This window comes from Kitasatospora sp. NRRL B-11411, from assembly GCF_000721345.1.
Taxonomy (GTDB): domain Bacteria; phylum Actinomycetota; class Actinomycetes; order Streptomycetales; family Streptomycetaceae; genus Kitasatospora; species Kitasatospora cineracea.
The window spans coordinates 48456-70866 of the sequence record NZ_JOGH01000018.1 but is presented as its reverse complement, the minus strand read 5'-3'; the positions used below and the strand labels follow the sequence as shown (position 1 = coordinate 70866).

General features: G+C 69.9%; 26 protein-coding genes and 1 pseudogene. 5 read left to right on the top strand and 22 right to left on the bottom strand.

Annotated features, from left to right (window positions below; all coding sequences use genetic code 11):
* Positions 1 to 32: 32 nt before the first annotated feature.
* From IH44_RS0111790 to IH44_RS0111780, 3 genes are all read right to left on the bottom strand, one after another.
* Positions 33 to 1406, bottom strand: a complete 1374-nt coding sequence (locus IH44_RS0111790; RefSeq protein WP_051816784.1) for a hypothetical protein — start codon at positions 1404 to 1406, stop codon at positions 33 to 35.
* A 131-nt stretch (positions 1407 to 1537) separates the two neighbouring features.
* A complete protein-coding gene (locus IH44_RS47890) occupies positions 1538 to 1885 on the bottom strand; it encodes a hypothetical protein (protein ID WP_232794908.1) in 348 nt (115 codons plus the stop codon).
* 206 nt (positions 1886 to 2091) lie between these two features.
* Entirely contained in the window at positions 2092 to 3069 is a 978-nt protein-coding gene (locus IH44_RS0111780) for a hypothetical protein (protein ID WP_030459430.1), read from the bottom strand.
* A gap of 1023 nt (positions 3070 to 4092) precedes the next feature.
* Between IH44_RS0111780 and IH44_RS46430 the strand changes: the two genes are divergently transcribed.
* On the top strand, positions 4093 to 5178 hold the full coding sequence (locus tag IH44_RS46430) for a GIY-YIG nuclease family protein (protein WP_157852272.1): 1086 nt from the start codon (positions 4093 to 4095) through the stop codon (positions 5176 to 5178).
* A 123-nt stretch (positions 5179 to 5301) separates the two neighbouring features.
* On the opposite strand, the pseudogene IH44_RS40895 reads toward IH44_RS46430, so the two are convergent.
* Positions 5302 to 6056: pseudogene (locus IH44_RS40895) on the bottom strand (transposase family protein).
* A gap of 734 nt (positions 6057 to 6790) precedes the next feature.
* Here IH44_RS40895 and IH44_RS0111760 point away from each other — a divergent pair.
* Complete coding sequence (locus IH44_RS0111760; protein WP_369794937.1) at positions 6791 to 8011, top strand: SAVED domain-containing protein; 1221 nt, start codon at positions 6791 to 6793, stop codon at positions 8009 to 8011.
* Positions 8012 to 8030: 19 nt separating this feature from the next.
* Here the strand turns inward: IH44_RS0111760 and IH44_RS0111755 are convergent, their stop codons facing one another.
* The 4 genes from IH44_RS0111755 to IH44_RS0111740 all read right to left on the bottom strand — a co-directional run bounded on the left by IH44_RS0111755 (position 8031) and on the right by IH44_RS0111740 (position 12199).
* On the bottom strand, positions 8031 to 9749 hold the full coding sequence (locus IH44_RS0111755; RefSeq protein ID WP_232794906.1) for a ThiF family adenylyltransferase: 1719 nt from the start codon (positions 9747 to 9749) through the stop codon (positions 8031 to 8033).
* Positions 9750 to 9799: 50 nt separating this feature from the next.
* The gene (locus IH44_RS0111750) at positions 9800 to 10798 is read right to left on the bottom strand and encodes a cyclic GMP-AMP synthase DncV-like nucleotidyltransferase (RefSeq protein ID WP_030459425.1); all 999 of its coding nucleotides are present in this window, start codon (positions 10796 to 10798) and stop codon (positions 9800 to 9802) included.
* A 578-nt stretch (positions 10799 to 11376) separates the two neighbouring features.
* Complete coding sequence (locus IH44_RS0111745) at positions 11377 to 11895, bottom strand: ImmA/IrrE family metallo-endopeptidase (protein ID WP_030459424.1); 519 nt, start codon at positions 11893 to 11895, stop codon at positions 11377 to 11379.
* A complete protein-coding gene (locus IH44_RS0111740; protein WP_030459423.1) occupies positions 11882 to 12199 on the bottom strand; it encodes a helix-turn-helix domain-containing protein in 318 nt (105 codons plus the stop codon). Before IH44_RS0111740 ends, IH44_RS0111745 begins: the two co-directional genes overlap by 14 nt.
* A gap of 371 nt (positions 12200 to 12570) precedes the next feature.
* Here IH44_RS0111740 and IH44_RS44135 point away from each other — a divergent pair.
* A protein-coding gene (locus tag IH44_RS44135) for an IS5 family transposase (RefSeq protein WP_369794938.1) occupies positions 12571 to 13421 on the top strand; the annotation gives its coding sequence in 2 pieces (ribosomal slippage) (positions 12571 to 12901 and positions 12901 to 13421; 852 coding nt in all).
* Positions 13422 to 13440: 19 nt separating this feature from the next.
* On the top strand, positions 13441 to 13935 hold the full coding sequence (locus IH44_RS0111725; RefSeq protein WP_030459420.1) for a hypothetical protein: 495 nt from the start codon (positions 13441 to 13443) through the stop codon (positions 13933 to 13935).
* A 737-nt stretch (positions 13936 to 14672) separates the two neighbouring features.
* Here IH44_RS0111725 and IH44_RS0111720 read toward each other — a convergent pair.
* From IH44_RS0111720 to IH44_RS0111670, 11 genes are all read right to left on the bottom strand, one after another.
* Complete coding sequence (locus IH44_RS0111720; protein WP_232794905.1) at positions 14673 to 15578, bottom strand: transposase; 906 nt, start codon at positions 15576 to 15578, stop codon at positions 14673 to 14675.
* Positions 15579 to 15668: 90 nt separating this feature from the next.
* Positions 15669 to 16133, bottom strand: a complete 465-nt coding sequence (locus tag IH44_RS0111715) for a hypothetical protein (protein WP_030459418.1) — start codon at positions 16131 to 16133, stop codon at positions 15669 to 15671.
* Between the two features lie 37 nt (positions 16134 to 16170).
* Positions 16171 to 16401: a hypothetical protein gene (locus IH44_RS0111710; RefSeq protein ID WP_030459417.1), complete on the bottom strand. Its 231-nt coding sequence runs from the start codon at positions 16399 to 16401 to the stop codon at positions 16171 to 16173.
* A 24-nt stretch (positions 16402 to 16425) separates the two neighbouring features.
* On the bottom strand, positions 16426 to 16668 hold the full coding sequence (locus IH44_RS0111705) for a MarR family transcriptional regulator (protein WP_030459416.1): 243 nt from the start codon (positions 16666 to 16668) through the stop codon (positions 16426 to 16428).
* A gap of 106 nt (positions 16669 to 16774) precedes the next feature.
* Positions 16775 to 17104, bottom strand: coding sequence for a hypothetical protein (locus IH44_RS0111700; RefSeq protein WP_030459415.1), 330 nt, complete (start codon positions 17102 to 17104; stop codon positions 16775 to 16777).
* 96 nt (positions 17105 to 17200) lie between these two features.
* The gene (locus tag IH44_RS0111695; RefSeq protein WP_030459414.1) at positions 17201 to 17413 is read right to left on the bottom strand and encodes a hypothetical protein; all 213 of its coding nucleotides are present in this window, start codon (positions 17411 to 17413) and stop codon (positions 17201 to 17203) included.
* A gap of 43 nt (positions 17414 to 17456) precedes the next feature.
* A complete protein-coding gene (locus IH44_RS0111690) occupies positions 17457 to 17732 on the bottom strand; it encodes a hypothetical protein (RefSeq protein ID WP_030459413.1) in 276 nt (91 codons plus the stop codon).
* On the bottom strand, positions 17729 to 18142 hold the full coding sequence (locus tag IH44_RS0111685; RefSeq protein WP_030459412.1) for a hypothetical protein: 414 nt from the start codon (positions 18140 to 18142) through the stop codon (positions 17729 to 17731). The genes IH44_RS0111690 and IH44_RS0111685 overlap by 4 nt, the downstream gene beginning before the upstream one ends.
* A 47-nt stretch (positions 18143 to 18189) precedes the next feature.
* Positions 18190 to 18549, bottom strand: a complete 360-nt coding sequence (locus tag IH44_RS0111680; protein WP_030459411.1) for a hypothetical protein — start codon at positions 18547 to 18549, stop codon at positions 18190 to 18192.
* 100 nt (positions 18550 to 18649) lie between these two features.
* The gene (locus tag IH44_RS0111675) at positions 18650 to 19063 is read right to left on the bottom strand and encodes a hypothetical protein (protein WP_030459410.1); all 414 of its coding nucleotides are present in this window, start codon (positions 19061 to 19063) and stop codon (positions 18650 to 18652) included.
* Between the two features lie 41 nt (positions 19064 to 19104).
* Complete coding sequence (locus IH44_RS0111670; RefSeq protein WP_030459409.1) at positions 19105 to 19452, bottom strand: DUF317 domain-containing protein; 348 nt, start codon at positions 19450 to 19452, stop codon at positions 19105 to 19107.
* A gap of 194 nt (positions 19453 to 19646) precedes the next feature.
* Between IH44_RS0111670 and IH44_RS0111665 the strand changes: the two genes are divergently transcribed.
* Positions 19647 to 19907, top strand: coding sequence for a hypothetical protein (locus tag IH44_RS0111665; RefSeq protein WP_232794904.1), 261 nt, complete (start codon positions 19647 to 19649; stop codon positions 19905 to 19907).
* 8 nt (positions 19908 to 19915) lie between these two features.
* Here IH44_RS0111665 and IH44_RS47210 read toward each other — a convergent pair whose 3' ends face one another.
* The 3 genes from IH44_RS47210 to IH44_RS42655 are packed head-to-tail and all read right to left on the bottom strand — an operon-like array spanning position 19916 to position 22396.
* Positions 19916 to 20656, bottom strand: coding sequence for a LuxR C-terminal-related transcriptional regulator (locus IH44_RS47210; protein ID WP_198544979.1), 741 nt, complete (start codon positions 20654 to 20656; stop codon positions 19916 to 19918).
* On the bottom strand, positions 20653 to 21498 hold the full coding sequence (locus IH44_RS0111655; protein ID WP_030459406.1) for a DUF317 domain-containing protein: 846 nt from the start codon (positions 21496 to 21498) through the stop codon (positions 20653 to 20655). Before IH44_RS0111655 ends, IH44_RS47210 begins: the two co-directional genes overlap by 4 nt.
* Before the next feature lie 19 nt (positions 21499 to 21517).
* Positions 21518 to 22396: a hypothetical protein gene (locus IH44_RS42655; RefSeq protein ID WP_051816781.1), complete on the bottom strand. Its 879-nt coding sequence runs from the start codon at positions 22394 to 22396 to the stop codon at positions 21518 to 21520.
* Between the last annotated feature and the right edge of the window lie 15 nt (positions 22397 to 22411).

The window sequence follows — 22411 nt, the reverse complement described above, 5'->3', positions numbered from 1 at the left end:
GGAAGAGGCCGCCCGGCGAAATGGTGATCGACCTACGATGCGGCAGGCGGTTCCTGGTAGTCGATCTGGGCGGCTAGCTCGTCGTACTGGTACCACTCGTCCGTCCCCACGAGCTCTCGTACCCGCTTGACGAAGTCCGTCCATGCCGCGAGTCCGTGAAGTTGCGGCGCCTCCCTCCAGAAGAGCGCCGCAAGCCTGGGCATCTGCGCTGCGGCCCGGCAGTCCTGGTTCTCAGCCCAGGCGGTCAGGATGCCGCCGAGCTGATCAGGTTGGACGAAGCGCGCGATCGGGAGCAGCCCATGCGCGGCGAAGTGTTCGGCGCTGCGGTAAGTAGCAGCCTCGGCGAGGATCTCCGCAACCGTGCTGGCGAAGTAGGGGGAGGGATTCGCCATGATGAGGTCGACCCGACGATGCGGGTCGATCCTCACCTCGAACGCTTCGACCAGGGCGGGGATACGGGCTCGGATGGCGCCGAAGGCAACCAGCCCGATCACCTCGACCGCCTTGTCGTGCTGTGGGGGGAACTTGTCGAGCTCCTGCACAAGGTAGGCGCTGATCTTCTCGCACATCGTGGCGTCGAGGGCGTCGGTGAAGACATCGAAGTCGCCCAGCCGGGTAAGCCCTCGCACCTGCTGCTCGATGGACAGCTTGTTGAACCTGGGCATGGCCTGGATGACAGCCTCCCTCACGGTGTCGCGGTCGTGCTGGGCGAAGGCGACCAGGCAGCGCGCCTGCCGGTCAGCCGAGACGGTCCCGGTGATGCCACTACCCTCGGGCAGCTCAAGTTCGAGCATGGCGTGCTTGGCCGCCGTGCCGACGATCAACTTCCAGGTGCTGGACTTCACCCGCTGAGCGAACATCTGCACCAGGTGACCGGCGTGGTCGACGAAGGCGGGGTCGGTCACGTACTCGCGGTACCGGGCGAACGCCTTGCGGCCCTGAGTGGGCGGGTGCACCAGCAGGGCGTCCAGCGCGGCCACCAGGTGGGCCCGCGCGTACTCCCCGCTCGGAGCAAAGACGTCGCCGAGCGGACGCAGCGAGGGGTGCGCGCACAGGTGGCGGTCCTGCTCCAGGCGCTCCAGCTGGGTGTGCTCGATGAAGTCGATGAGCTCCAGATCGAGCGCGTTCTGCAGGAGTCCGTTCTCGACTCGCTGCATCGTCCTCCGCGCCTCGGCGTCGGCCTTGGCGCGGGCCCCTTCGATCTTCTTGACGACCTCGTCAGCCGCGCCGTCTCCGTCCTCGGCGAGCTGGTGGAGCTTGTGGATGATGTCGGCGCAGACCGCCGTCCAGGTGGACACGATGGCGGCCCGAGGGCTGCCGGCGCTGTAGCAGCGGTAGGCGTCCGCGACCAGTGGCCGGACCTCCGGGGTCCAAACGCGGGTGATCTGCTCTTCCAGGTTCAGCACCAGGTGCTCGCCGTTCGTTCGGGGCCCGAGTTGCGCGGGTCGGCCCGGCAGCCGGCCGGGTGCGGAGTTCTCGTCCCCCCTATATATAGGCGGCGGGCCGACGGCCGGACACCGGGTTTCCCGGAACCGGCCTACATCGGCACAGCGAGCTGACCGGGGTTCTGCCCGGGCATATGGACCTCGACCAGGTTGGTACCGGCGACCGGGGTGTCGGCGTTCGGGTCCGCTCGCCGGGCAGGACGGATGCCTTCCAGGACGGCAGTCCGGGCGTCGGCAGCTGCCTCGTCGATCAGGGCCAGAAGGTGCTGCCAGCCAGTCGCGGACGTGTCCTGGCGCTCGCTATGGAAACGAACCCGCCGCCGATTGCTCACACTGCGTTGGTCGAAACAGGAGCAACTCTCCTGACGAGCCTCATGACCGGGACCCACCGCTTCGCACCAACGGTTGGTGTACTGAGTCGCTCCGGGCTCGTTCAACATGACGGCCAAGATACTGAATCATTGGGATCCGCACGTTGATCCCGGGCCCTACCCAGCGGCCAACATCGTCATGGCGGCCATGCTCACGCGTCCGCGCCCGCTTCTGGATGCGGACGAGACCACACCAACCTAGCGAGGAACCTACTGGGACATAAAGGGCAAAGTACTCTCATCAAATGCCCTCTGAGACATGCGCTCGATGTCTGTTAAGGCTGTAGTGCCGACTCGGCACCTTGGTCCGCTGGCGGAGTTCCCATGGAGGGCTGTGAGGCGGAGCCGGGATAGAACCTTGAGAGGAGCGACAGCCCGCGGTCGATGCCGAGCCAGCAGGCAAACGACAGCGCAGGAATGACGACGATGGCGAAAGGCTGGGCGGCTCCCCCAAGATGGGGAACCAGAAGCCAGAGCATGGCGCCCGCCGACAGCACGGCGAGAACGGTCCGGATCCGCTCGGAGTTGCGCACCGGTTCCGTCGGCAGACCGATGTCGGGCAGCAGGGCGGATGTGTACCCGGCGGCGTACCGATCGGCGATGGTTGCAAGTGTCTCTGCCAGTTCACCGAGGGCAGCCATCGGCTCGCTTCCAAGCCGTGCCTCCGCCTGCCACAGCCTCTTGGACACCTCGGATCCGTGGCGGCCGTGGGTGGTCCGGTGGCGTGATCCGAAGGGCATCGAGCTGGCGTGATAGCCGATGACGAGCAGTTGCCGACGAATCTCCTGACAACGCTTCGCCACCTGGCGGATACTGAGAGGCCGCTGGATCACCTCTGCGCGGTATGCATCCCCACAGGCTGAGATCGCCCGGGCCATGTCCCGGACGATTCCGAAGTGTCTGCCGCGCAACTCCAGGAAGAGGAGTCCGGCGATCTCGGGCGCCAGGCACAGCAAGGTGATCAGGACCGTTCGAGGGGTCGCCGGGTGCTGGTTCGCTACTGTGCCGGGGCCCCAGCCGTACTGATGGACGACGGGGAAGGCCAAGAAGCTGCAGAGCATGCCGACGGCGAGCACGACTCGCCCCTGGGCCTTGGTGCGGTAGTGCGCACGCAGGTAGAGCTCGGCATTGGTGGTCGTGATGGTCACGCCGATGTCCGTGAGCGCCCGGGTCATCTCGATGATCGCGCGATCTCCGCGCTTCGCTCCCAGGCCGTGCCACAGCTGTGGAAGCCGCGATGGACTGAGTTGCATCCCATTCCTCTGCTAGTGCTGGCGGTTGGACAGTATCCCGTACCGCCGACAGCGGACGTTGGCAGAAAACCTGGCTTCGCCAGGCATTGGGCTCCTACGCGGCCTGCTGGGAGTGTTCTTGGCCGGCTGGCCCGACGTACGGTCCTTCGCGGGCTGGTTGCAGAAGTTGCCGCGATCCTTGGAACCGGAGAAGAGGTTGCTCGGCGCTGTGTGGAAGAGCGATAGCGAGCAGCGCCCGAGATTCCCGCTGGTGCCCAGGCCCCGCTCATACCGCCTCCGAGACATCTTGTGCCCGGCGTCCATGTCACCGCTGGATCTTCCAAGAGGGCGCAGGCTCGCGTCCTCTCCACTCTGCGGCCTCGAAACTGTCGCGTTTGACGGTGCCGATGCGTCAGTGGTCGATGAGATCCTCCCGTTGGCCGCTGATGCGCTGATGGGGAGGTCGGGATGGCGATGGGACGTCCGCGGAAGGACCCGCGCGATCCAGTCGTGATCATGCGTGCGGCGGGGTTCGAGCCGCTAGAGCCCTATCCCGGCTCGGGCAATCCGTGGCGGTCTCGCCACGAGGTATGCGGGAAGGAGGTGACCCCACGGCTGGGCAATATCTCCTCCGGCCGACAGGGCGGCTGCCGGTACTGTGCGGGCAAGGCGCCGATTTCCCCGCAGGACGCGGAGGCGTTGATGCGGACGGCTGGGCTAGAGCCGTTGGAGCCGTACCCGGGGTCGATGACCCATTGGCGTTGTCGGCATGAGGTGTGCGGGCGGGAGGTGAAGGCCCGGTATTCCAACGTGAAGCGCGGCGTCGGGATCTGCCGGTGGTGCGCGCCGAACGCCCCGGTCGATCCTGCGGACGCCGTCGCCCTGATGCGTACGGCGGGGCTGGAGCCCCTGGTGCCTTATCCGGGTACCGACACTCCGTGGCCGTGTCGTTGTACGGCCTGTGGCGCCACCGTGACGCCGATGCACGGGTCCATCAAGCAGGGCCAGGGCGGGTGTTGGCCATGTTCCCGCAAGAAGGCCGGGGTGGGTATCAGCCAGGCGTGGGCTCGCCGGCGGGAACTCCCTCGCACCGACGGCGAGCAGGCCACCGCCGAACTCCAGACGTTCGGTCTGACACCACTGGAGCCCTACCCTGGCCCGGCCGGGCTATGGGCCTGCCGCCACGACACGTGCGGCCGTGATGTCGAGATCCGGTTGCAGAACCTGCACCGCGGCCTGCGGGCATGCCCGTACTGTCCGCCCACACCGGGCGGACGCCGTCGCTGGCCGGCGGACGAGGCTGAGGCCCTCATGCGCGCCGCCGGCCTGGAACCGCTGGAGCCGTACTCCGGCCGCCGCCATCAGGCATGGCGCTGCCGCTGCACCGGATGTGGTGGCGAGACCTCACCATCTCTCGGCGGCATCCTGGCAGAACAAGGGGGCTGTCGGCACTGCGCGGACGTGAGGACGGCCGAGGCCAGGAAGGCCGACCCCGAGGTCGCGGCCGCCGACATGCGCGCGGCCGGACTGGAGCCCCTGGAGCCGTACGTCACCTCGATGACTCCGTGGCGGTGCCGCTGCACTAGCTGCGGCAACGAGGTCGCGCCGACGCTCATGAAAATCCGCACCGGCGGCGGCTGCCGGTTCTGCGCCAGCCACGGTTTCGACCTCACTGCCCCCGCTCGCGTCTACGTCATGGAGCACCACCAGCACAACGCGGTCAAGATCGGAATCGGCGGCACCGCGGGCCGCAACGAACGGGTCAACCAGCACCGCCGATCCGGCTGGGTACTCGCCCAGGACTGGCACTTCGCCACCGGCGTCGAGGCGCACGCCATTGAGCAAGCCGTCCTCCAGTACCTGCGTGAAGCCGGCCACGGTCCTCACCTCGGCCGGGACATCATGCCGAACGGCTGGACCGAGACCTTCGATGCGGGCCTTGTTACGCCCGTGGCGCTCGCCACGATTGTCGAGGCCACCATTGCCGACCTCGCCGGGATGGTGGTGACACCTATACCTGGCCAGACCATCCTGCGGCCCGATCGTTGGAGCGTTCGCGTTGGCGCCGTTACGTCTCGGCGATCGCCGCTGGCGAGCAAGGCTGGCCAAGGCCAACTTCCACTCTTCTGAGATTGATTTTTTGCAGTGGAGGGGTTGTGCTGCGTTCACTGCTGATTAGATGGAGGGCAGTTGCATTTTGCTGGAACGGAAGCCTGACGCTGTACCAGCGCTAGTGGTACTCATTGAGCCTTTTCAGCTGTGAAGCTCAAGGGTGAGGACTGCCTTGGCTGCTGACGTCAGCCAGTTCGGGCTGCATCGGGCATGGCGGAAGATCCTCCAGCGCTTCAGGGTGGCGACGCCGCGTTCGACAGGGTGGCGGAGCCGGGCATGGGCCCGCTTCAGCGACCTTTGCCTGTCGCTGAGCTCCTTGCGGGGCGGGCGTCTGGTGGGGACGGCGACCGTGCTGCTGGCGCCGGTGTACGCCATGTCGGCCAGGGCCGGGATGCGGAGCCGGGCGTAGGTCTTGACGATGCGGTGGGTGCGGGCGGCGGTCAGATCGTGTCGTGGGTGCGGCCTGGCAGGGCGCGGGAGATCCACACGAGCTTGCCTGTCGGACCGGTGATGACCTGGTGGTTCACGCCGTGGCGGCGGTGCTTGCCGGAGTAGTCGGCGCGGCCGTCGCCGACCCGGTCACACTCCGCGAGGGTGCCGGCGATCAGGACGTACTCGGCGTCGGCCTCGCGCAGTGCCTGCGTGAGGCCGGGAGCGTGACGGGCGAGGAGGTCGGTGACCTGGTGGACGTAGGCGTGGGCGGTGCCGACGCTGATCCGGAAGCCGGCCGCGATCTGGGCGAGGGTGTCGTGCTTGCGCAGGTAGACCAGCGCTACCAGGGCCCTTTGGGATAGCGGGAGTTTGCATCGGCGGTCACCCTCGCGGGTGACGATGAGCATGGTGACCCACTCGACGAGCGCGTGCGGCAGGTCCAGTGCGGCAGGATAGGTGACCAACGAGGCTTCCTGGCTGGTTGCTTGAGGCGTGAGACATCTCGCTCAACCGCGCGGAGGCCTCGTTCGTTCTGCTCTCATCCCGAGCACCCGGCCGTCACCCGATCGGTGGCCGCCCTGAAAAGGCTCAGTGAACAACGCCGAACCCCCGATGAAAACCACATACCGATCATCACCTGACCGTCCTGTGGAGCGGTATCGGCTCCAGTGACTTCCTCCGCGAAGCCCGTACCGCACGCTTCAACACTCTGCGGCGCCCGCCGGAACCGCCGCCCTGCGACAGCGCTCCGTTCCCACTCTCTGGGTCAACCGGCTACCGCCCCGCTGCCCGGAACACCCCACCGAATGGGCTAGTGCCCTTCTCACCTTCGACGGACGTCTGAGGCTGAGACACCACCAGCCGGGAAGCCTGCTGGACTACCAGGAGGAGCTCTACCGCATCACGGACGGCCTCATGGAGCACCTAGCCCCGCTCCTCGGCATGGCCGGCCAACTGGCCATCCTCGACCGAACCGAGGCCATCACTCTGGACGTCATCCACGACGCCGCCCAGTACCTCGACCTACTCGCGGCAGACGAAAACGGCCCCTATAGATGGGGTCCCGCACCGCGGACAGCGCGCTCTTCGTCTTCGCCGGAGCACTGCGGTACGCCGATTGTCAATTTCATACGATAGGAAAGTGGTTATCGCCTAGTGTCGGACCCGGCAGAAACAGGGGACGGCGGAGGCGGGGAAGTTGAGCGGGGGTCACCCGGCACACCGGAGGAAGACTCTTCCCATCCAGGACCGGTTGGAGGTATGGGTTCGCAGCGGGGGCCGGTGCGCGCTGTGCAACGCCTACCTACTGGAAGGATCCTTGTCATGGCGCACTCTGAACCTGGGCGAGATGGCGCACATCGTCGGGCAGAGCACTGATGCGCGGTCGCCACGGGGCGGGCATCCGCTGAATCCCGATCTTCGCGACAGTGCGGACAACCTGATCCTGCTATGCGCCGACGAGCACGCCGAGATCGACGCGCAGGGCGCCTTGGACGTCTTCACCGTCGAGCGGCTGCGCCGGTTGAAGCTGGAGCACGAGGACCGCATCCGGCATCTGACGGGGCTGGGCCCGCATCGCGCCACCACGGTGGTGCGAGTGGTGGGATCGGTGCACGGCCAGGCCGTGGAGCTGTCACGGAGCGCCGCCGTGGACGCCGTGACCGCGCGCTCCCGCTTCCCGCTGTTCCTCGAGTCCTACTCCCGCCATGGAGTCGAGGTCGACCTGCGGCACCTGCCCGGCGAGTACTGCGCCCCGTCGCAGGACGCGCGGTCCGCCGCTGCCGAGAGCCGCAGCTACTACCGGTACGCGACCAGGGCCCTCGACGAGGTGATCAAGAATCAGCTGCGGGCAGGAATCGACCGCGGCAGCGTGCAGCATGTCAGCGTCTTCGGGTTCGCACGCCTGCCCCTGCTCGTTCACCTGGGTTCCCTGCTGGACGACACCGTGCCAACGGACGTGTACCAGCGCCACCGCCACGAGCAGTCATGGATCTGGCCGGTGGAGGCCGGCCCCGCGACGGAGTTCACGGTGCGCGTGGACCAGGACGTGCCGGCCGGGGAAGAGGCCGTGGTGGTCATGAACGTCTCCGGGACGATTGCCCGGCGCGAGATTCCGAGCGGCCTCGCCGCTCTGCGCCGCTACGAGATCAGCCCGGTCAACGCACCGACGCACCCGGACATCCTGCGGCAGCAGGCTTCCCTGCAGTCGCTGGAGAACACCATCAGACGGTTTCTGGCGAGCCTGGAGATCGAGGCGAAGACTCTGCGGCGCCTGCACGTCCTGCCCGCCGTCCCGATGTCCGCTGCGGTGACGCTGGGACGCACGCACCACCCTCAGGTACACCCCCAACTGGTCATCTACGAACGGCTCGCGGGGCAGTACGTGCCCACGCTGGAGGTCGGCCCGGCCACCGGCTGATACGGCACGGCGCTCTAGTTCACCGTCCCTGCCGTGCCGACTCCTCGTGGGCGATGAACCGGTGCGCGGGGTCGACTCCGGTGTGGGGCTGGGCGCACAGGTGGGTCCCGGAGACCGGGTGGCGCATCTGCACACCCAGGAGGTTGACCAGAGCGGCGGTCGTCGCCATGAGGTCCGCAGCAGAGCCGTGGAAGGTGGGCACGGAGCAGCCGCGGACCGGCCGGAGCTCGTCCCCGGGCGCCGGTTCGGTCCACAAGCAGTGGTAGGGCTCGAGATCCGGCGCGGCCAGGACACGCCGGCCGACGATCTGGTCGACCACGCTGGGGCCGCTGGCCGTGCCGGGGGCGACGAGGGTGAGGATTCCGAGGGATGCGCTGCGGGTGTCCACAGCCAACTGGGCCAGTACGGCTCTGCGTTGCGGGCGCTGTGCGAGTTGGTCGAGGAAGCGGCCGACGCTCACGCTGACGGTGGCGTCGAGGACGAGGTCGGCGTGGTCCACCGCCTCCAGGAGTTCGGGCGAGGGGGGCTGCGGGGCCACGTCGATGGCGACGTCGTCCCGGATGCCGGCCAGGCGCTGGGCCAGGGCGTGGGCCTTCGGCATGCCGATGTGTTCCTCGGTGTAGTTCTGCCGCACGAGGAGGCCGCCGGTGACCCGCGCAAAGTCGCTGAGGGTAAGGCGGGAGACTCCGGCGCGGACCAGCAGCTCGGCTGCCCACGAGCCGATACCGCCGCATCCCCAGACGTGGACGTGGAGTCCTTCGAAGGCGCGGACAGGACGGTGTGCGTCGCGGCGGGTGGTAACGGCCGGGCGTTCATCGGAGAGGTAGCACCATTCGATAGCGGCCCCACTCAACCCGGCAGGAAGGTTGTTCAGATGGCGTGGCGTCACGCGGTCGGCGAGTCGGCGCAGCAGGTCGCTCGGCCCGGACGGCAGGCGCCCGGCGAGGAGGAAAAGGGGCGAGCGGGGCGCCGCGGGATGCGGGACTGCCAGGACGAAGTGCTGCACGGTGCCTTCGGGGTTGCGCAGGGCGCTGGCGGCCAGCGCTGTCAGCAGGGCTCGGGCGACGGGGCCGGGCTCCGTTGCAGGGCGGGGCGTTGCAGCGGGGGCGCGGTCGAGGGAGGCCAGCAGGTCCGCCAGGGTGTCGCCCGCTCCCAGAGGCAGGGAGCCGTCCAGCGTGAGGACCGGGGTCCGGTGGCTGCCGTCGTCCTGGGGGCGACTGGTCAGGTCGAGGCGGTGGATGGTGCGAGGGGTGAGCCAGCCGACAGCGGCGCGGCCGGGTGCCACCGGCTCGCGCACGACGACGGTGGGAGTGCCGGGCGTGCTGTGGAGGACGCCGCCGACGGCGTGGTAGAGCGCGGTGTCGGCGTCGAACTTCCCGGCCGCCGCGTCGGTGAGCCACTGCCACAGGCGGTTCACGACGGGCGTGATGCCCGCACAGGGGTCCCATTCACGGGCCGGGTCGAGGTAGAGGCACAGGCGGTTTCCCTGCAGGACATGAGGGGCACCGACGAAGCGGTAGTCCAGGGTGAGCACTTCAGGCGGGGCCAAGGGCTCGGGCGGAAGGACGAGCAGGAACTCCTCGGTGTCGGCCAGGCGCAGGCCGCCCGGCGAGTGCGCAATGTCCGCGGTGCGGATGCGTACCGTGACAGCCACGCGGCCGCCGGGGGTGGTGCGGGGCCTGCCGGGCATCCGCACCTCCCCGGGGTGCTCGTCCGCGAGCGTCTTGAGTTTGGCCAACTGTCGGCGCTGCCAGTCGTTGGGGCTCCCCGGGCGGTACCTGCGCTTGGTCATCCCGCGCGCCCGGGACGCGCGGCCGTGGTGAGCAGCGTCGCTGCGGCGAACTTCGAAGCCGTCGACGATGAGGAGGTGCCCGGCAGGGAGGGGAAGGAGTCTCCGAACAGATTCCGCCACAACCGCACGCTCCTGTCCGGGTCCTGCTCGTCGTAGGCGGCGCGGATCTCCTGGGCGTGGGTGTGGATGCGGGCGCGGAAGTAGCTGTAGGTGGCCTGCTCCCAGCGGTGGTCGAAGGTGGCCCCGGAACCGGAGGGGTCGGCGATGGAGGGCTTGTCGGGGCGGGCCTGCAGCCAGAGGTCGAGGTCCTCGACGATGGTCAGCAGCGCGGTGGGCACGTTGCCGTAGCAGCCGGGGTGGGCCAGGGCCGTGGCCTGGCTGACACGTTCGCCGAGCAGGGTGGTGAGGATGATGGACCGGGTTCCCTTGAACGAGCCCTTGTGGTCCCGCAGGAACTTCATCAGCCGGACGACCTTGCGGAGGTTGCCTTCGGCGATGTTGTCCTTCTCTCGCATCCAGGCGGTGAACCCTTCGGGGTTGGTCTCCTCCCAGCAGTTGTCGTCGCGGTTGACGATCACCTCCCGGCCGTCCGCGAGGAACAGGTGAGGGACGATGTCGACGTGCATAGAGTTGGCGTACTTCAACTGCACGCAGCGGCATTTGCGGGTGGGATCCATCTTCCCGTACACGCTGTGCCGGTGGAGGGCACCGTAGACCTTGTCGATGTAGGTCTTCGGGCTGTCGGCCCACTCCGGCACCTCGGTGAGGTGGAGCATGAAGTCGGCGTCGAACTCCTTGTCGCCGACGGGGTTGATGATGGTGTGGTGTGCCCACGATCCCTGGGGCTCCTTGCCGAGGATCAAGGGGCCTAGTTCGGCGTCGTCCTGAAGTGCCTGGTAGACGGACTCGACTCGGCTGTCGAGGATGTCGAGCTTGGCCTTGCTGAGGTTGACGGTCTCCCGCAGGAAGGTGCGGAAGCTGCTGACGTGTTGCACGGGTCTGTTCCCTTTCAGGGGTCAGTGGCGGATGGAGCGGGCACAGCGGAAGCCGCCGTTCGGAAGGGCGCATGTCGGCCTCGTCCAGGAACGGCGACGAACACGGCCAGGACAGGGCGACGAGGCACCGATTGGCGGCATGAGTCGGCACATGGCCTGTCGGCCGCGGCAGTTCACGCCTCGCTGTCGGCGCAGCCGTATGCGGGCGTGCTCCTGCAGATTTTGGGGCGAGCATCGGCGGCAACGGCGCGTGAAGCTGCACGAGGTGTGTTGTCGGGGGGTGCTGTCCGGCCAGCGGTGCCCGGCTCACGGCCGGGCGCGTGCACTCGGTACAGCCCTGACGAGGCGGCAGCCGGTATCACACGGCGCAGGACCCACCTCGATCGCAGGAGAGTGGTTCACTCTCTGCTGTACCACTGTTACACGGCCGAGCAGGCCAGCACAATACCTTTTACGAAGGTCAGTTTCCCTGACATCATTGTGCCGCAAGGGTCCTGACTGTGCGACAGTTCTTCATGGCGCTCGTTGCGGCCACACTCTGGTCCGAGCACCCGGCGGGGAAACCGGCAGAAGCGCCTCTACCGCGCCGGCCCGGACACGATGCCCAGGTTCATCAGGCGGTAGGTCATGGCGATCTCGCTCAACTGGAAACGGCCGGACAGGACGCGCACCAGTTCCTCCGCAGTACGGAAACCCACGGACCGGACCGCTTGCCGGACCATGGCCTCCGGAGCGAGCAGCGCGGCAGCGAAGCGGTTCGCGTCGATCTCTTCGCGGTCGGTGGCCATGCTCGACACCGTGTTGCGGTAGTTCACCCGTGTGTCCGTGTCCAGGATCAGCGGACGTCCTTCGTGCAGCCGCAGGTGCCCGAGCTCGTGCGCCACCGTGAAACGGCGCCGCTCGGCACTGTGGGACCGGTTGACGCCGATGACACAGCTGCCGTCCTTGCGCAGGAGCATGCCCGAGACGTCGTCGTCCAGCTTCTGCGGCACCACCAGGACGCCCAGACGCTCGGCCAGTGCGACGGGATCGACCGGCGGGGTGCGGACCTGGAACTCTTCGAGCAGTTCACGCGCCGCGAGGTCAGCCTTCGCCATGACCGTCCTTCAGTTTCGCCGCCTGGGCCCACACGGCGGCGACATCGGCCGCGTGCCGCGCCGGCAGGCCGGACACCTCGTCGGGCTGCATCGACGGCAGCAGATCAGCGGGCTCCACGTTCAGCGCCGAAGCGATCAGCGCCAACCGGTACAACGGCGGCGACTGCGTCCCGGACTCGATGTTCGTGATCGAGCCGCGGGACAGTCCCACGCGCCTGCCCACGTACTCCTGCGTCACCCCGGCACGCACCCGCGCCTGGCGGATCCGCCGAGCCACCGCCTCATTGAACTCGCTCTCCTCCACAACGCCCCCAACACGCCAGCCTGCCTGACAACCTACTTACCCGCTGCGCTGCGGGCCAGGCTCCGCCACCGACAGACTCCGCCGGAGTTGGACCCGCTCGACGGCTGGCACCGTCGCGGCCGCACGATGATCGCCTCCCACCGCCCTCCCCGAACCCCTACCTGCGCGACACAGCGGCCAGAGCCCGATGCGGGCCGGAACCGGTACAGGGTCGGACCGGGACCGGCCACCATGCTGCAGTGGACGGGCACGGCCGCACAATGGCCTGACGGAGCGTCCCGTCGGATGCGCGAAATCCTCTCGCCGCCGGTTGCCCAGCGCCCTAGGGTCCGTCTTCAAAGATGATCAAGCGGTGAGATCATGGTGGTGTGATACGTCGTCATGAACTGTCGGACGCCGAGTGGGCCGTGCTCTCGCGGTTCCTGCCGAGTTCGGGAACCGCGGGACGTCCCCGGTCGGATGACCGGGTGGTGTTGAACGGGATCGTGTGGAAGCTGCGGACCGGTTCGGCCTGGCGGGACGCGCCCGAGCGCTACGGGTCCTGGCAGACGCTGTACACGCGGTTTCGCCGGTGGGCGCTGGACGGGACGTTCTCCCGGATGCTCCGGCAGGTCCAGGCCGAGAAGGACGCGGTCGGCGACATCGACTGGCTCGTGTCGGTCGACTCCACCGTCGTCCGCGCCCACCAGCACGCCGCCGGCGGCGGAAAAGGGGGGACCGGAACAGGGACGAAACGGCGGATCACGCCCTGGGCCGGTCCCGTGGAGGACTGAGCACCAAGGTCCACCTGGTCTGCGACGGACGGGGCCGCCCGCTCGGCTTCGTCCTGTCCGGCGGCAACACCAACGACTGCACCCGCTTCGAGGCGGTCCTGGAGTCGATCCGCGTCCCGCGAATCGGTCCCGGGCGCCCGCGCACCCGACCCGGCCACGTGATCGCCGACAAGGGCTACAGCTCCCGCCGGATCCGCGCCTACTTGCGCAGACGCGGCATCCGCCACACCATCCCCGAACGCGCCGACCAGGTCCTGGGCCGGCTGAACCGGGGCCGGCGCGGCGGACGCCCGCCCGTGTTCGTCCGGGAGGCCTACCGCCTGCGCAACGTCGTCGAGCGCTGCTTCAACCGGCTCAAGCAGTGGCGCGGCCTGGCCACCCGCTACGACAAAACCCGCGAGTCCTACCAGGCCACCGTCACCATCGCCTCGATCCTGCTCTGGATCTGACCTTTGAAGACGACTCCTAGTGGTAACCGAGCACCAGCACCAGAAGACGGCCGCCAAGGGGCTCGGGCTGGACCTCGCGGAAGTGGACCGGGCCGCTGCCAATGCCGGTGCGCGAGTCGCGGCGGCGGGTGCCATGCCGTGGCTCAACGTGAACGGCAAGCTTCTCGGCCACATGGTCGGAACCGAGTACGCACCGCTGGACTTCGTGATCTCTACCCAAATCAAGGCGTTCCTGCCGCACTGGGCGCTCGGATCCTACCCGCTGCTTTCCGGCGCAGCGCACGGCCGCCCCTGGATGATCGCCCGTGGCCGCACCGACTCGGGCGAGTGGCGGGGAGAGGCCGCGACCGTGATGGCAGCCGTGATGGTCGTCATGGGCGCTCTGGAGTCCGGTGTCTCTGCACTCGGTGAGTATCTCGGCATCGACACCACCGCCGCCCTCGCCGACATGGAGAGCACCCGGATGGACTTCCTCTACGCATCAGTGCCCTTCGCCCTCCCCACCGCCCCCTGAGCCGGCCGCACGCAGACCGGCCGCCGGAACACGGACGGGCCGCCGTGGGCCGCGCGGCGCACGGCGGGCTGGCACGGCGGAGTCGGGCCGCCATTTTGCCGACCGGCCGTGCTTGGGGTGAGGGAGAGCGACGTCATGCACCAATCCGCACCGGACTGGCCCCTCCCCTTCAGGCGACTGGACCAGCAGTACGGCGGCCCCCGCCGCAAAGATCCCTGCCCCTGCGGCAGCAGACGGATCACCCGTCGATGCCACTCCGACCGAAGCGACGGCCGATGGAAGGCACCCGCGGCGGGCCCGCTGCTGAAGGATGAGCGCACCGGCCACCAGCACCCGAAGTGCTTCGCCGCGCCCAGCCTCGACTGCTCCGACAAGATCTCCCGCGAGCACTGGGTCTCCGACAACATCTACGAGCAAATCGCGGGTGGCACTCACATCACCGTGGTCGGACTGCCCTGGCAGCGCGGCCAAGCACGTGACCTCTCCCTCAACGCCCTTGCCTCGAACATCTTGTGCACCCGGCACAACAGCGCCCTTTCCCCGCTCGACGTAACAGCAGGGCTGGCGTTCCGCGTACTGCGCCACTTCCAGAGCGACCATCGCCTCATCGACGACCCTCACGGACACGAAGTCGCGATCATCCCGGGACCGGACCTCGAGCGGTGGCTCCTGAAGCTCCTATCGACCTCGTGCATGGTTAGCGGTGGGTCGTGCTTGACGGGTGGCGGCTTTGTTGCTCAGGCGGCTCTTCCTGCCGGAAGGGTGAGCAACTGGATTGTGTGGGCGAGTTGTTGGTCCGATAGGAGTGCGGCGACGGCTCGGATGGTGTCGGGTAGGTGGTCGCGGCGGCTGTGGTGGCGGGCGAGGGTGCGCCAGTTCTTGAGGTGGGCGATGCCGTGTTCGACCGGCATGCGGCGTGAGGAGTGGGCGAAGCGGGCCTGTTCGTGGTGGGCCATGAGCCACTGGAGGTGCTCGAGGTGCTTGCCGCGGCGCTTGCGGGGCGGGGTGACGACCTGCCCGCAGGTCTGGGCTCCCAGGCCCTGGTAGCCGGCGTCCGCGAGGATTTTCAGGTGGATTGTGTTGGCGAGCAGGTCCACCAGGCCGGCGTCGCGGGCCTGGGTGATGTCGGCGACGGATCCGGCCCGCACCTCGCCGCAGAACAGCACGCGTCCGTGGTCGTCGGTGACCACCAGTGCCTTCATGGCGTTCATCCGGCTCTTGCCCGAGACGAAGCGGTTGCGGCCGGGCCGGTTGGCAGCCGGTCGGCGGACCCGGATCTCGGTCGCGTCGATGATTCCGGTCTGCCCGGTGGCGCCCAGGTGGGCGATCACGTCAGCGAGGGCGCGGAGCCGCAGGCCGGGTGCGATGCGGCAGCCGTGCTCGGCCAGCAGCGGGCGGATCTCGCCGACGGCGCGGGTGACGGTGGAGCGGTCCACGCCGAACCAGCAGGCCAGGACGTCGTGGGTGACGCCGTGGCGCAGGTGGACGAGCATGGCCAGGAGCCGGTCGACGAAGACCAGTTTGTACTTCGCACCGGCGCCGACCGACCGCCGCCTCGGCCGGTCGCACAGCTCGGCCTCATGCCGGGCCTGCCACACCGGCCCCAACTCGGCCACCAGGTTAGCGATCACCGCCTGCGACAAGCCGGTGATTCGACGCTCCGAGACGATCAACGCACGTGCCGCCATCCCCACCACGAACGGTCCAACGAGCCGAGTCCACACAAGCCACGGCTAACCATGCACGAGGTCGTAAGTGCTCTCCGCCGGTATAGGAGCACAGCGAAGGGGGCGCCACCGAATCGGTGGCGCCCCCTTCGCTGTCGGGCGATCAGATCCTGGCGTCCGGCGGTTCTCCCGACCGGGGGAGGCTGCCGCTGCGGGACAGCCGGTGAAGGCTGAGCCGGACGGCGGCCGGACGGCGGCCGGGCGCAGGCCGAGGCCGACGGCCAGGGCATGCTCATCCAGGGTGGGGTCCTGCTGCAGTCGCTGGAGGATGAGCTGGTCGGTGTGGACCTCGACGGTCCGGGCGGCGCGGTACGCGGCGAAGGCGGTTGCGCCGAGGACGATCAGGCCGACGGCGCAGCCTGTGTAGGAGTGGGAGACGGCCGCGACTATCGCGGCGGCGACACCGAGCGCGGCGAGGAAGCCGAGGGCCGCCACGGCGACAGGTCGGGTGCCGGTGGACTGGTCGGGCATGGTGTTGAAGCGGTCCTTCCTGGCCGAGTAGTGGGTCTCAGCTGCGGTGGGTCGACTTGGGAAGTTCTCCCCGGAAGTCGCAGCCTGGGCACTCGTCCTCGCCCTGGATATGCCCCTCGTACCAGCCGTGGACGGCGGCGTGCAGGATTGCCTCCTCGATGCTCGCCCCGCCGGTACGCACGGATTCGACGGAGCTGCGGACGATGACGAACAACGGGGCGGAGTCCGGCTGCGGGAACGGCGGGGACGGCATCGGGGAGGCGCTCATGAAGGGGGCGTAGAGCCCGGCCGGTCAGTTGGTGGGCTGCGCGTCGGTGGCCGGGGCGGCGAGGTCGCTGCGGTATCCCTGGCCGCGCGGCTTCCAGTTGGTGAAGGTGGAGGGCTTCCAGCGCGGGCGGTCGGGGATGGTCGTGTCGTCGGGTGCGGGCAGCGCGCCGCGGCTCTTGCGGCTGCGGGCGGCGCCGACGCTGATACCCAGGTGCGCGGCGACCTCGGCGTAGCCCCAGGAAGGCCGGTCGTCCTGGTCGGCGGGCATGTGTTCCTCCTCGGTGTCCGCTCACGAGAGTACGCGGGGACGGGCTGGGTGGGCGTACGGCAAGGCCGCCCTCGCCGGTGGGCGGGGCGGCCTTCTGCGGGGGAGGTCAGAGCGCGGCGAGGCGGTTGGAGAGGTCGAGGGCTGCGGTGGCGAGGGCCAGGGCGTGGCACAGGCCGGTGACCTCGTGGACGGTGGGGCGCACGAGGTCGGGCCAGCCGTCGGGGGCGGCGTGCCAGGAGGCGAGGTGGACCTCGGTGGTGGCCAGGCCGAGGCGGGCGGTGACGTCCCAGCCCGAACCGGTGGCGGGTTCCCAGTGCAGGCTGATGCGGCCGAGGGGGAGACGGGGGGCGTCGGTGGGCAGCCACAGCACGCCGATCGGGTGGTCGGGGCCGGAGGGGGCGTTGCGGACGAGCGCGCCGCGGACCCCGGCCGGCATCGGGCGCAGGGCGAGGGAGTCGAGCGGTTGGGCGGCGGGGCGGTGGTGGGGGCTGATGCGGTTCTCCTTGTTCGGGGTGGCCGGGGACCGGGGCGGTCAGGCCCAGGCGAGGTGCTCGGTCACGGCGGGCGGTAGGTAGTGGTCCTGGCCGTCCTCGCCGATGTAGGCGATGCCGTCGTGGACGACGACGTCGGTGCTGACGAAGTGGGCGTAGGGCCAGTCGGGGTTGACGGCGAGGCGCACCCGCAGGTGCGGGTCGAGGCCCTGGAGCGCGGCGACGAGCTGGGCGACGGTCAGGTAGTGGGGCACGGGCACCTCCGGGTAGGGGCGGGGGGAAGAGGCGGTCGTCGGGTCAGCGCATGCTGAAGGGGAGGACGTCGCGCACCAGCGGGCCCGGTGCGGGGGCGGGTGCCTGGTGGGTGGCGAGGTGGCGTCTGCGGTGTTCGATCACCTGGCCCTTGACCGCGCACTGGAACTGCCAGTCGCCGCAGGTGCACACCGCTCGGGAGTGGTCGCGGCCGGGGCAGTCGGGGTGGAGGGGCTTGCCGGTGACGGTGTGCTTGTGCTCGGGCGGGCAGGGTGAGTCGTCGGCGTGGTGGTTGGTCAGCGGGGCGCGGTGGACGGTCATCGGGTGCCGTTCGGTCGGGGGAACAGGCGCAGGCGGGGTAGAACGAGGACGGGCTCGTCGACCGGCCACGGGTCGCAGGCGTCCCAGGGCCAGCCGGTGGTGAGGACGACGGTGCCGCTCTCGCCCTGGACCTCGGGGAGTTCGCAGACCCCGCAGCGGCAGGCCGGGTCGAAGGCGGTGGGCTCGGCCGGGTAGGGGCCGGAGGCGAGGAAGCCGGTGCGGGGCATCCGGCCGGGACGGTGGGGGTCGAAGGCGGAGACGACCAGGTCGCCGGGGCGGACCTCGTCGGCCTGCACGACGCGCAGCAGCGGGTTGGCCAGCACGCGGCGGCTGGCGCGGTGCTCGGTGGCGGCGGTGACGACGACTGGGTGGAAGTCGATGTCGTGGAAGTGGTGGGCGTTCGTGGGCATCTCCTTGCCGGTCGGTAGGCCCAGGTCCGGTTGGACCCGGGGCGGGGTCAGTCGGCCAGCCGGTAGGAGCGCATCGGCAGGGAGTCGCCCTCGCACTCGCGCACGACGATGCTGTCGAGGACCAGGCGGGCCAGCGATTTGGCGACCACGGGGTCGGGCAGGTTCAGCGCGTTGCCGATCTGGCGCAGGCGGGCGCCGTCGGGCTGCTTGGCGAGGTGGGCGATGACCTTCCGGTCACGGCGCAGGTCCTGTTCGTGGAGGTCGTCGACGGTGAGGAGCAAGCCGCTGGAGGCGACGCAGATGCTGAGTCCGAGGACGGTGGGGTCGTGGGTGGTGAAGGCGGTGAACAGGCCGATGGCGAGGATGCCCGGGCCGGGGATGCGGTTCGGGTCGATGGAGATCTTCACGCTGGTCCTCTCGACGGACCGGTCCGGGCCCTGGCTGGGGAGGAGGGCAGGCTGGGCCGGGTGCCCGGCGTCGGCGGCCGGGCACCCGGCGGGGCGGGGCTCAGGAGGTGAGGACGAAGCCGGTGTCGGCACGGCGGGCGGCGACCCAGCGGGTGAGCGCGTCGGCGAGGGCGGTGCAGTCGTCCGCGAAGGAGAGGGTGCCGTCGCCGAGGTAGATCTCGGTCATGTCGTCCTCGTCGGCGTCGTAGGGCGAGGACGGCGAGGGGTAGAAGCAGGCGAGCCAGGCGTGGTGGTCGGTGGCGTCGTGGGCGATCTGTCCGTCGTCGTCGGTGACCAGGATCTCCCCGTCGGGGAGCGAGAGGGACAGGGCGAAGCAGCCGCCGCCGGTGTGGACGGGGACGAAGGGCAGGCCGCGCTTGCGCAGTGCCTGGTAGGCGGCGCGTCCGGCGATCGGGGCCTCGGTGTCGGGCAGGGGGTCGGTGAGGGCGGACTCGATGGTGCGGGTGAAGGGCAAAGGGGCTTCTCCTGTTGGTAGTTGGGCGGGGCCGTGTCCGGTCAGCGGGTGGAGGCGGTGATGAGGGCGGCGAGGAATCCGGCGACGGCCTCGGAGGGGGTGTTCGGGCCGAACTCCTGGGTCCAGGGCTCGGCGTTGGCGGGGCGGACCTGGACGCGCCAGAGGATGCCGCGCGCCCAGGCGTCGGGGTCCTCCGGCAGCCAGCCGACGTACAGCCGTCCGTCCGGGCTGGTGCAGTGGACGTTGGCCTCCGGGATGTCGACGACCGGCCAGCCCAGGCCGACCAGCAGCGCGAGCACGGGGCCCGCGCAGTGGTCGGTGGACAGCCAGGACCGGTCCTCGACGTCGGGGACGATGGTTGCCGGGAGGTTCGGGGTGGACACGCTCATGGGGTTGGATCCCTTCGTTGACCTGCGGTTTTCCGCCGCACGAGTACTTTGACATGCGGTGTGCCGATGTACGTAGTCGTTTCCGGGACCAGTTCGGTTCGCCGTGGGCGGATCGGCGGGAATCAACCGGCGGCGGCCGGTGCTGGAGAAGGGTTACGGCACGGGGCCGTACACGGGCCTGGGGGAGAGCGGCAGTGGAGTTCGGCAGAGGGCGCGACATGGCGGCGCTGGAGCACAAGTTCCGCAGCGCGGGCAGGCCGTGGACGATGGGCGACGTCGTCATGATCAGCGACGGGCAGTGGGCCGTGCCCACGACGAGCAGTGCTGAGCGCGCGCAGGAGGACGTGGTGCGCGAGCGCCTGCAGGACGGCCGACGGGTCGAGTTGACGCTGGAGGAGCTGGCCCGCGCGGTGGGCGCCGACCCCGGCACCCACCGCGACCAGGCCGAGGACTGACCGCAGCCTTACCGGCGGTTCGCCGCCCCCAGCACGGGGGCAGCGGGCGCCGGCGGGGCGGGCCGGTCGGCTGCCGCGCCCAGCGGCCGGGAGGGCGCGGTGCGGGCGGTGGCGGCCCGGACCCGCTCGGCGTCCGTGCCGTCGGCGGCGAGCGTGTGCCTGCGGGCGGTGACGAGGGTGCGGATCGCTTTCAGAGCGGTGTTGGCCTCGGCGTAGGCGGTTCGCAGTGAACTCGCGGTGTCCGTGATGCGGTCCAGTTCGTAGAAGGCGGGCACATGGCCGGGCCGGGTGAGCGCGTGCAGGCGGCTCTGGAGCACGATGGCGGAGTTGTCGAGCACCGTGAGGTGTTCCCTGGTGCGCATCGTGGCACGGAGCAGGGGGTCCTCCACGGGCTCGCGCGCCGTGGCTTGCTCCAGTTCGGCGATCGGCCGGCCCCAGGTTTTCTCGATCATCGCGTCGGCGTGGTCGAGGGCGGTCGCAGTCGCATCGGACACGGTGTCCTCCGAGGGCTTGGTCAGCGGGGGTGGGCTGGCGGTGGCCTGCTGCTGGGCGTAGAGCTGGACGGCGTGGTCGAGGGTGGTGGCGCCCAGTTTCCGGCGGGCGCGGGCGCCGCGGTGGTGCACGGTGGCGGCGCGGGTCCCCAGTCTCCGGGCGAGGTCGGCGACGGTGTAGCCCTGCGTGAGGTAGCGCAGAAGGTCGGTCTCGGCGGGGCTGAGGGGCTGGCCCTGCAAGGGCTCGGGCTTGTTCAAGGCAGGCTCCTTCGGGGAGTCGGGGCGGTGCCCGCACCGAGGGGAGCGGGCGCCGGGGCCGGTGGTGTCCGGCTGGAGGAAGAGGCGGAGGGCGAGCGGGAGTTGGCCGCGCTGACGCGCGCGGCCTCCAGCGGGCTGGGCGCGATGGGCGTTGCGGTGGCGGCGGTGGGCAGGTGCTCCAGGTCGATGCGCCGCATGGGCCGCCGGACCGGCATCGGGTCGGTGACGGCAGCGGTGAACTGCTGCAGCAGGTGGTCGGGAAGATGGGAGGAGGCGGTGGCGTACCAGCAGGAGCGCGCCGGTCCGACCTCGACCAGCAGGCGCTCGGTGTCGCCGGCCATCTCGGCGGAGTGCGGCAGCGGCTTGTCCCGGAAGTGGAACCGGACGAGGCGGTCGGGCGACCGGTAGGAGAGGAACGGCGTTGAGGGGTCCAACGTCCAGCCCCGGTCGAGCAGTTCGAGGGCCGTCTCGGTGCCCCTGCTGCGGCTGCCGCCCAGGTAGCCGTCGGGGCCGCGGGTGTAGGAGCCGGCGAGTGCGGTGGTGAAGTCCGCGACGACCTCGGGCGGGGTCAGGTGGTCGAAGGTGACCAGCCACTCGGGCGGTGCGAAGGCGTCCGGTCCGGCGCTGATCTTCCAGAGCACCGGGCCGTCGGCCTCGGGTAGGTGCGCCAGGCGGGCGGTGAGGTCCGGGGCGGTGACGAAGGTGTTCCCCGCGCGGTCGTGGCTCCGGGCCCAGCCGGCGTTCACCAGCGCCTGGACGGCTGGGGATCCGTCCGCCTCCGGGTGTGCCAGGTAGCGGGGCGCGATCTGGTACTCGCGGGGTTCTTCACGGGAGTTGGGCACAGCAGGTCCTCGTTGCGGATCAGCGGACACGGTCGGCGGGCGCGGGCGCGGGCGCGGGCTTCGGGAGCGCGGCCGACCGTGTCTCGGTGGTGTAGGCGAGCACGGAGCCGCCCGCCTGCGGCGCGGGAGCGCTGCGGGGGACGGAGAGGGATCGGGAGGTTGCCGCCTTCATCCGGGCGACCTCCAGCGGGCTCGGCGCCACCGGGGTCGCGGTGGCCTGGGCCGGGAGCTCGGCGACTTCGGAGCGCCGCAGGTAGCGCTGCACGGGGGCCGGGTTGGTGATCGCGGTGGCGAGGGTGTCCAGGAACCGGTCGGGGAAGTCGGAGGTGGCGGCGGCGTACCACTGGCGTCCCGGAGGGCCGACCACGAACGTCCAGCGCTCCAGGTCGCCGGTCATCTCGTCGCGGTACCGCAGGTGTCCGAGGCGCCGGTGCAGTGTGACGAGTCCGTCGGACGAGCGGAAGGCGGCCAGCGCGGGCTTGCCGTCCTGCTGCCAGCCGTGCTCGTCGAGGAGGCGGTCAGTGAGGCCGAAGCCGCCGGTGGGGCCGTGGACCACGGAGGCGGGCGAGGAGGCGTGGGCGGCGGCGAGGGCGCCGGTCAGCTCGGCGACGATCTCGGGCGGGGCGGCGAGGTCGACGATCACCTGCCAGGTGGCCGGCGCGAAGACGTCGTCGTGGGCGGTGATCATCCACAGGTCGCCGCGGTTGCCCTCGGGCAGATAGCCGAGGCGGACGGTGAAGCCGGGGGCGGTGACGTAGGCGTTGCCCAGCTCGTCGTGGCTGAGGGTCCAGCCCGCGTCCAGGAGGGGGACCAGCGCGGGGTCGCCGGTGCCGGTGGAGTCGGCGAGGAAGCGGGGCGCGATCAGGTAGTCGCGCCCCTTGTCGGTGGGGTTCGGCATGGCGGGAGTCCAGAG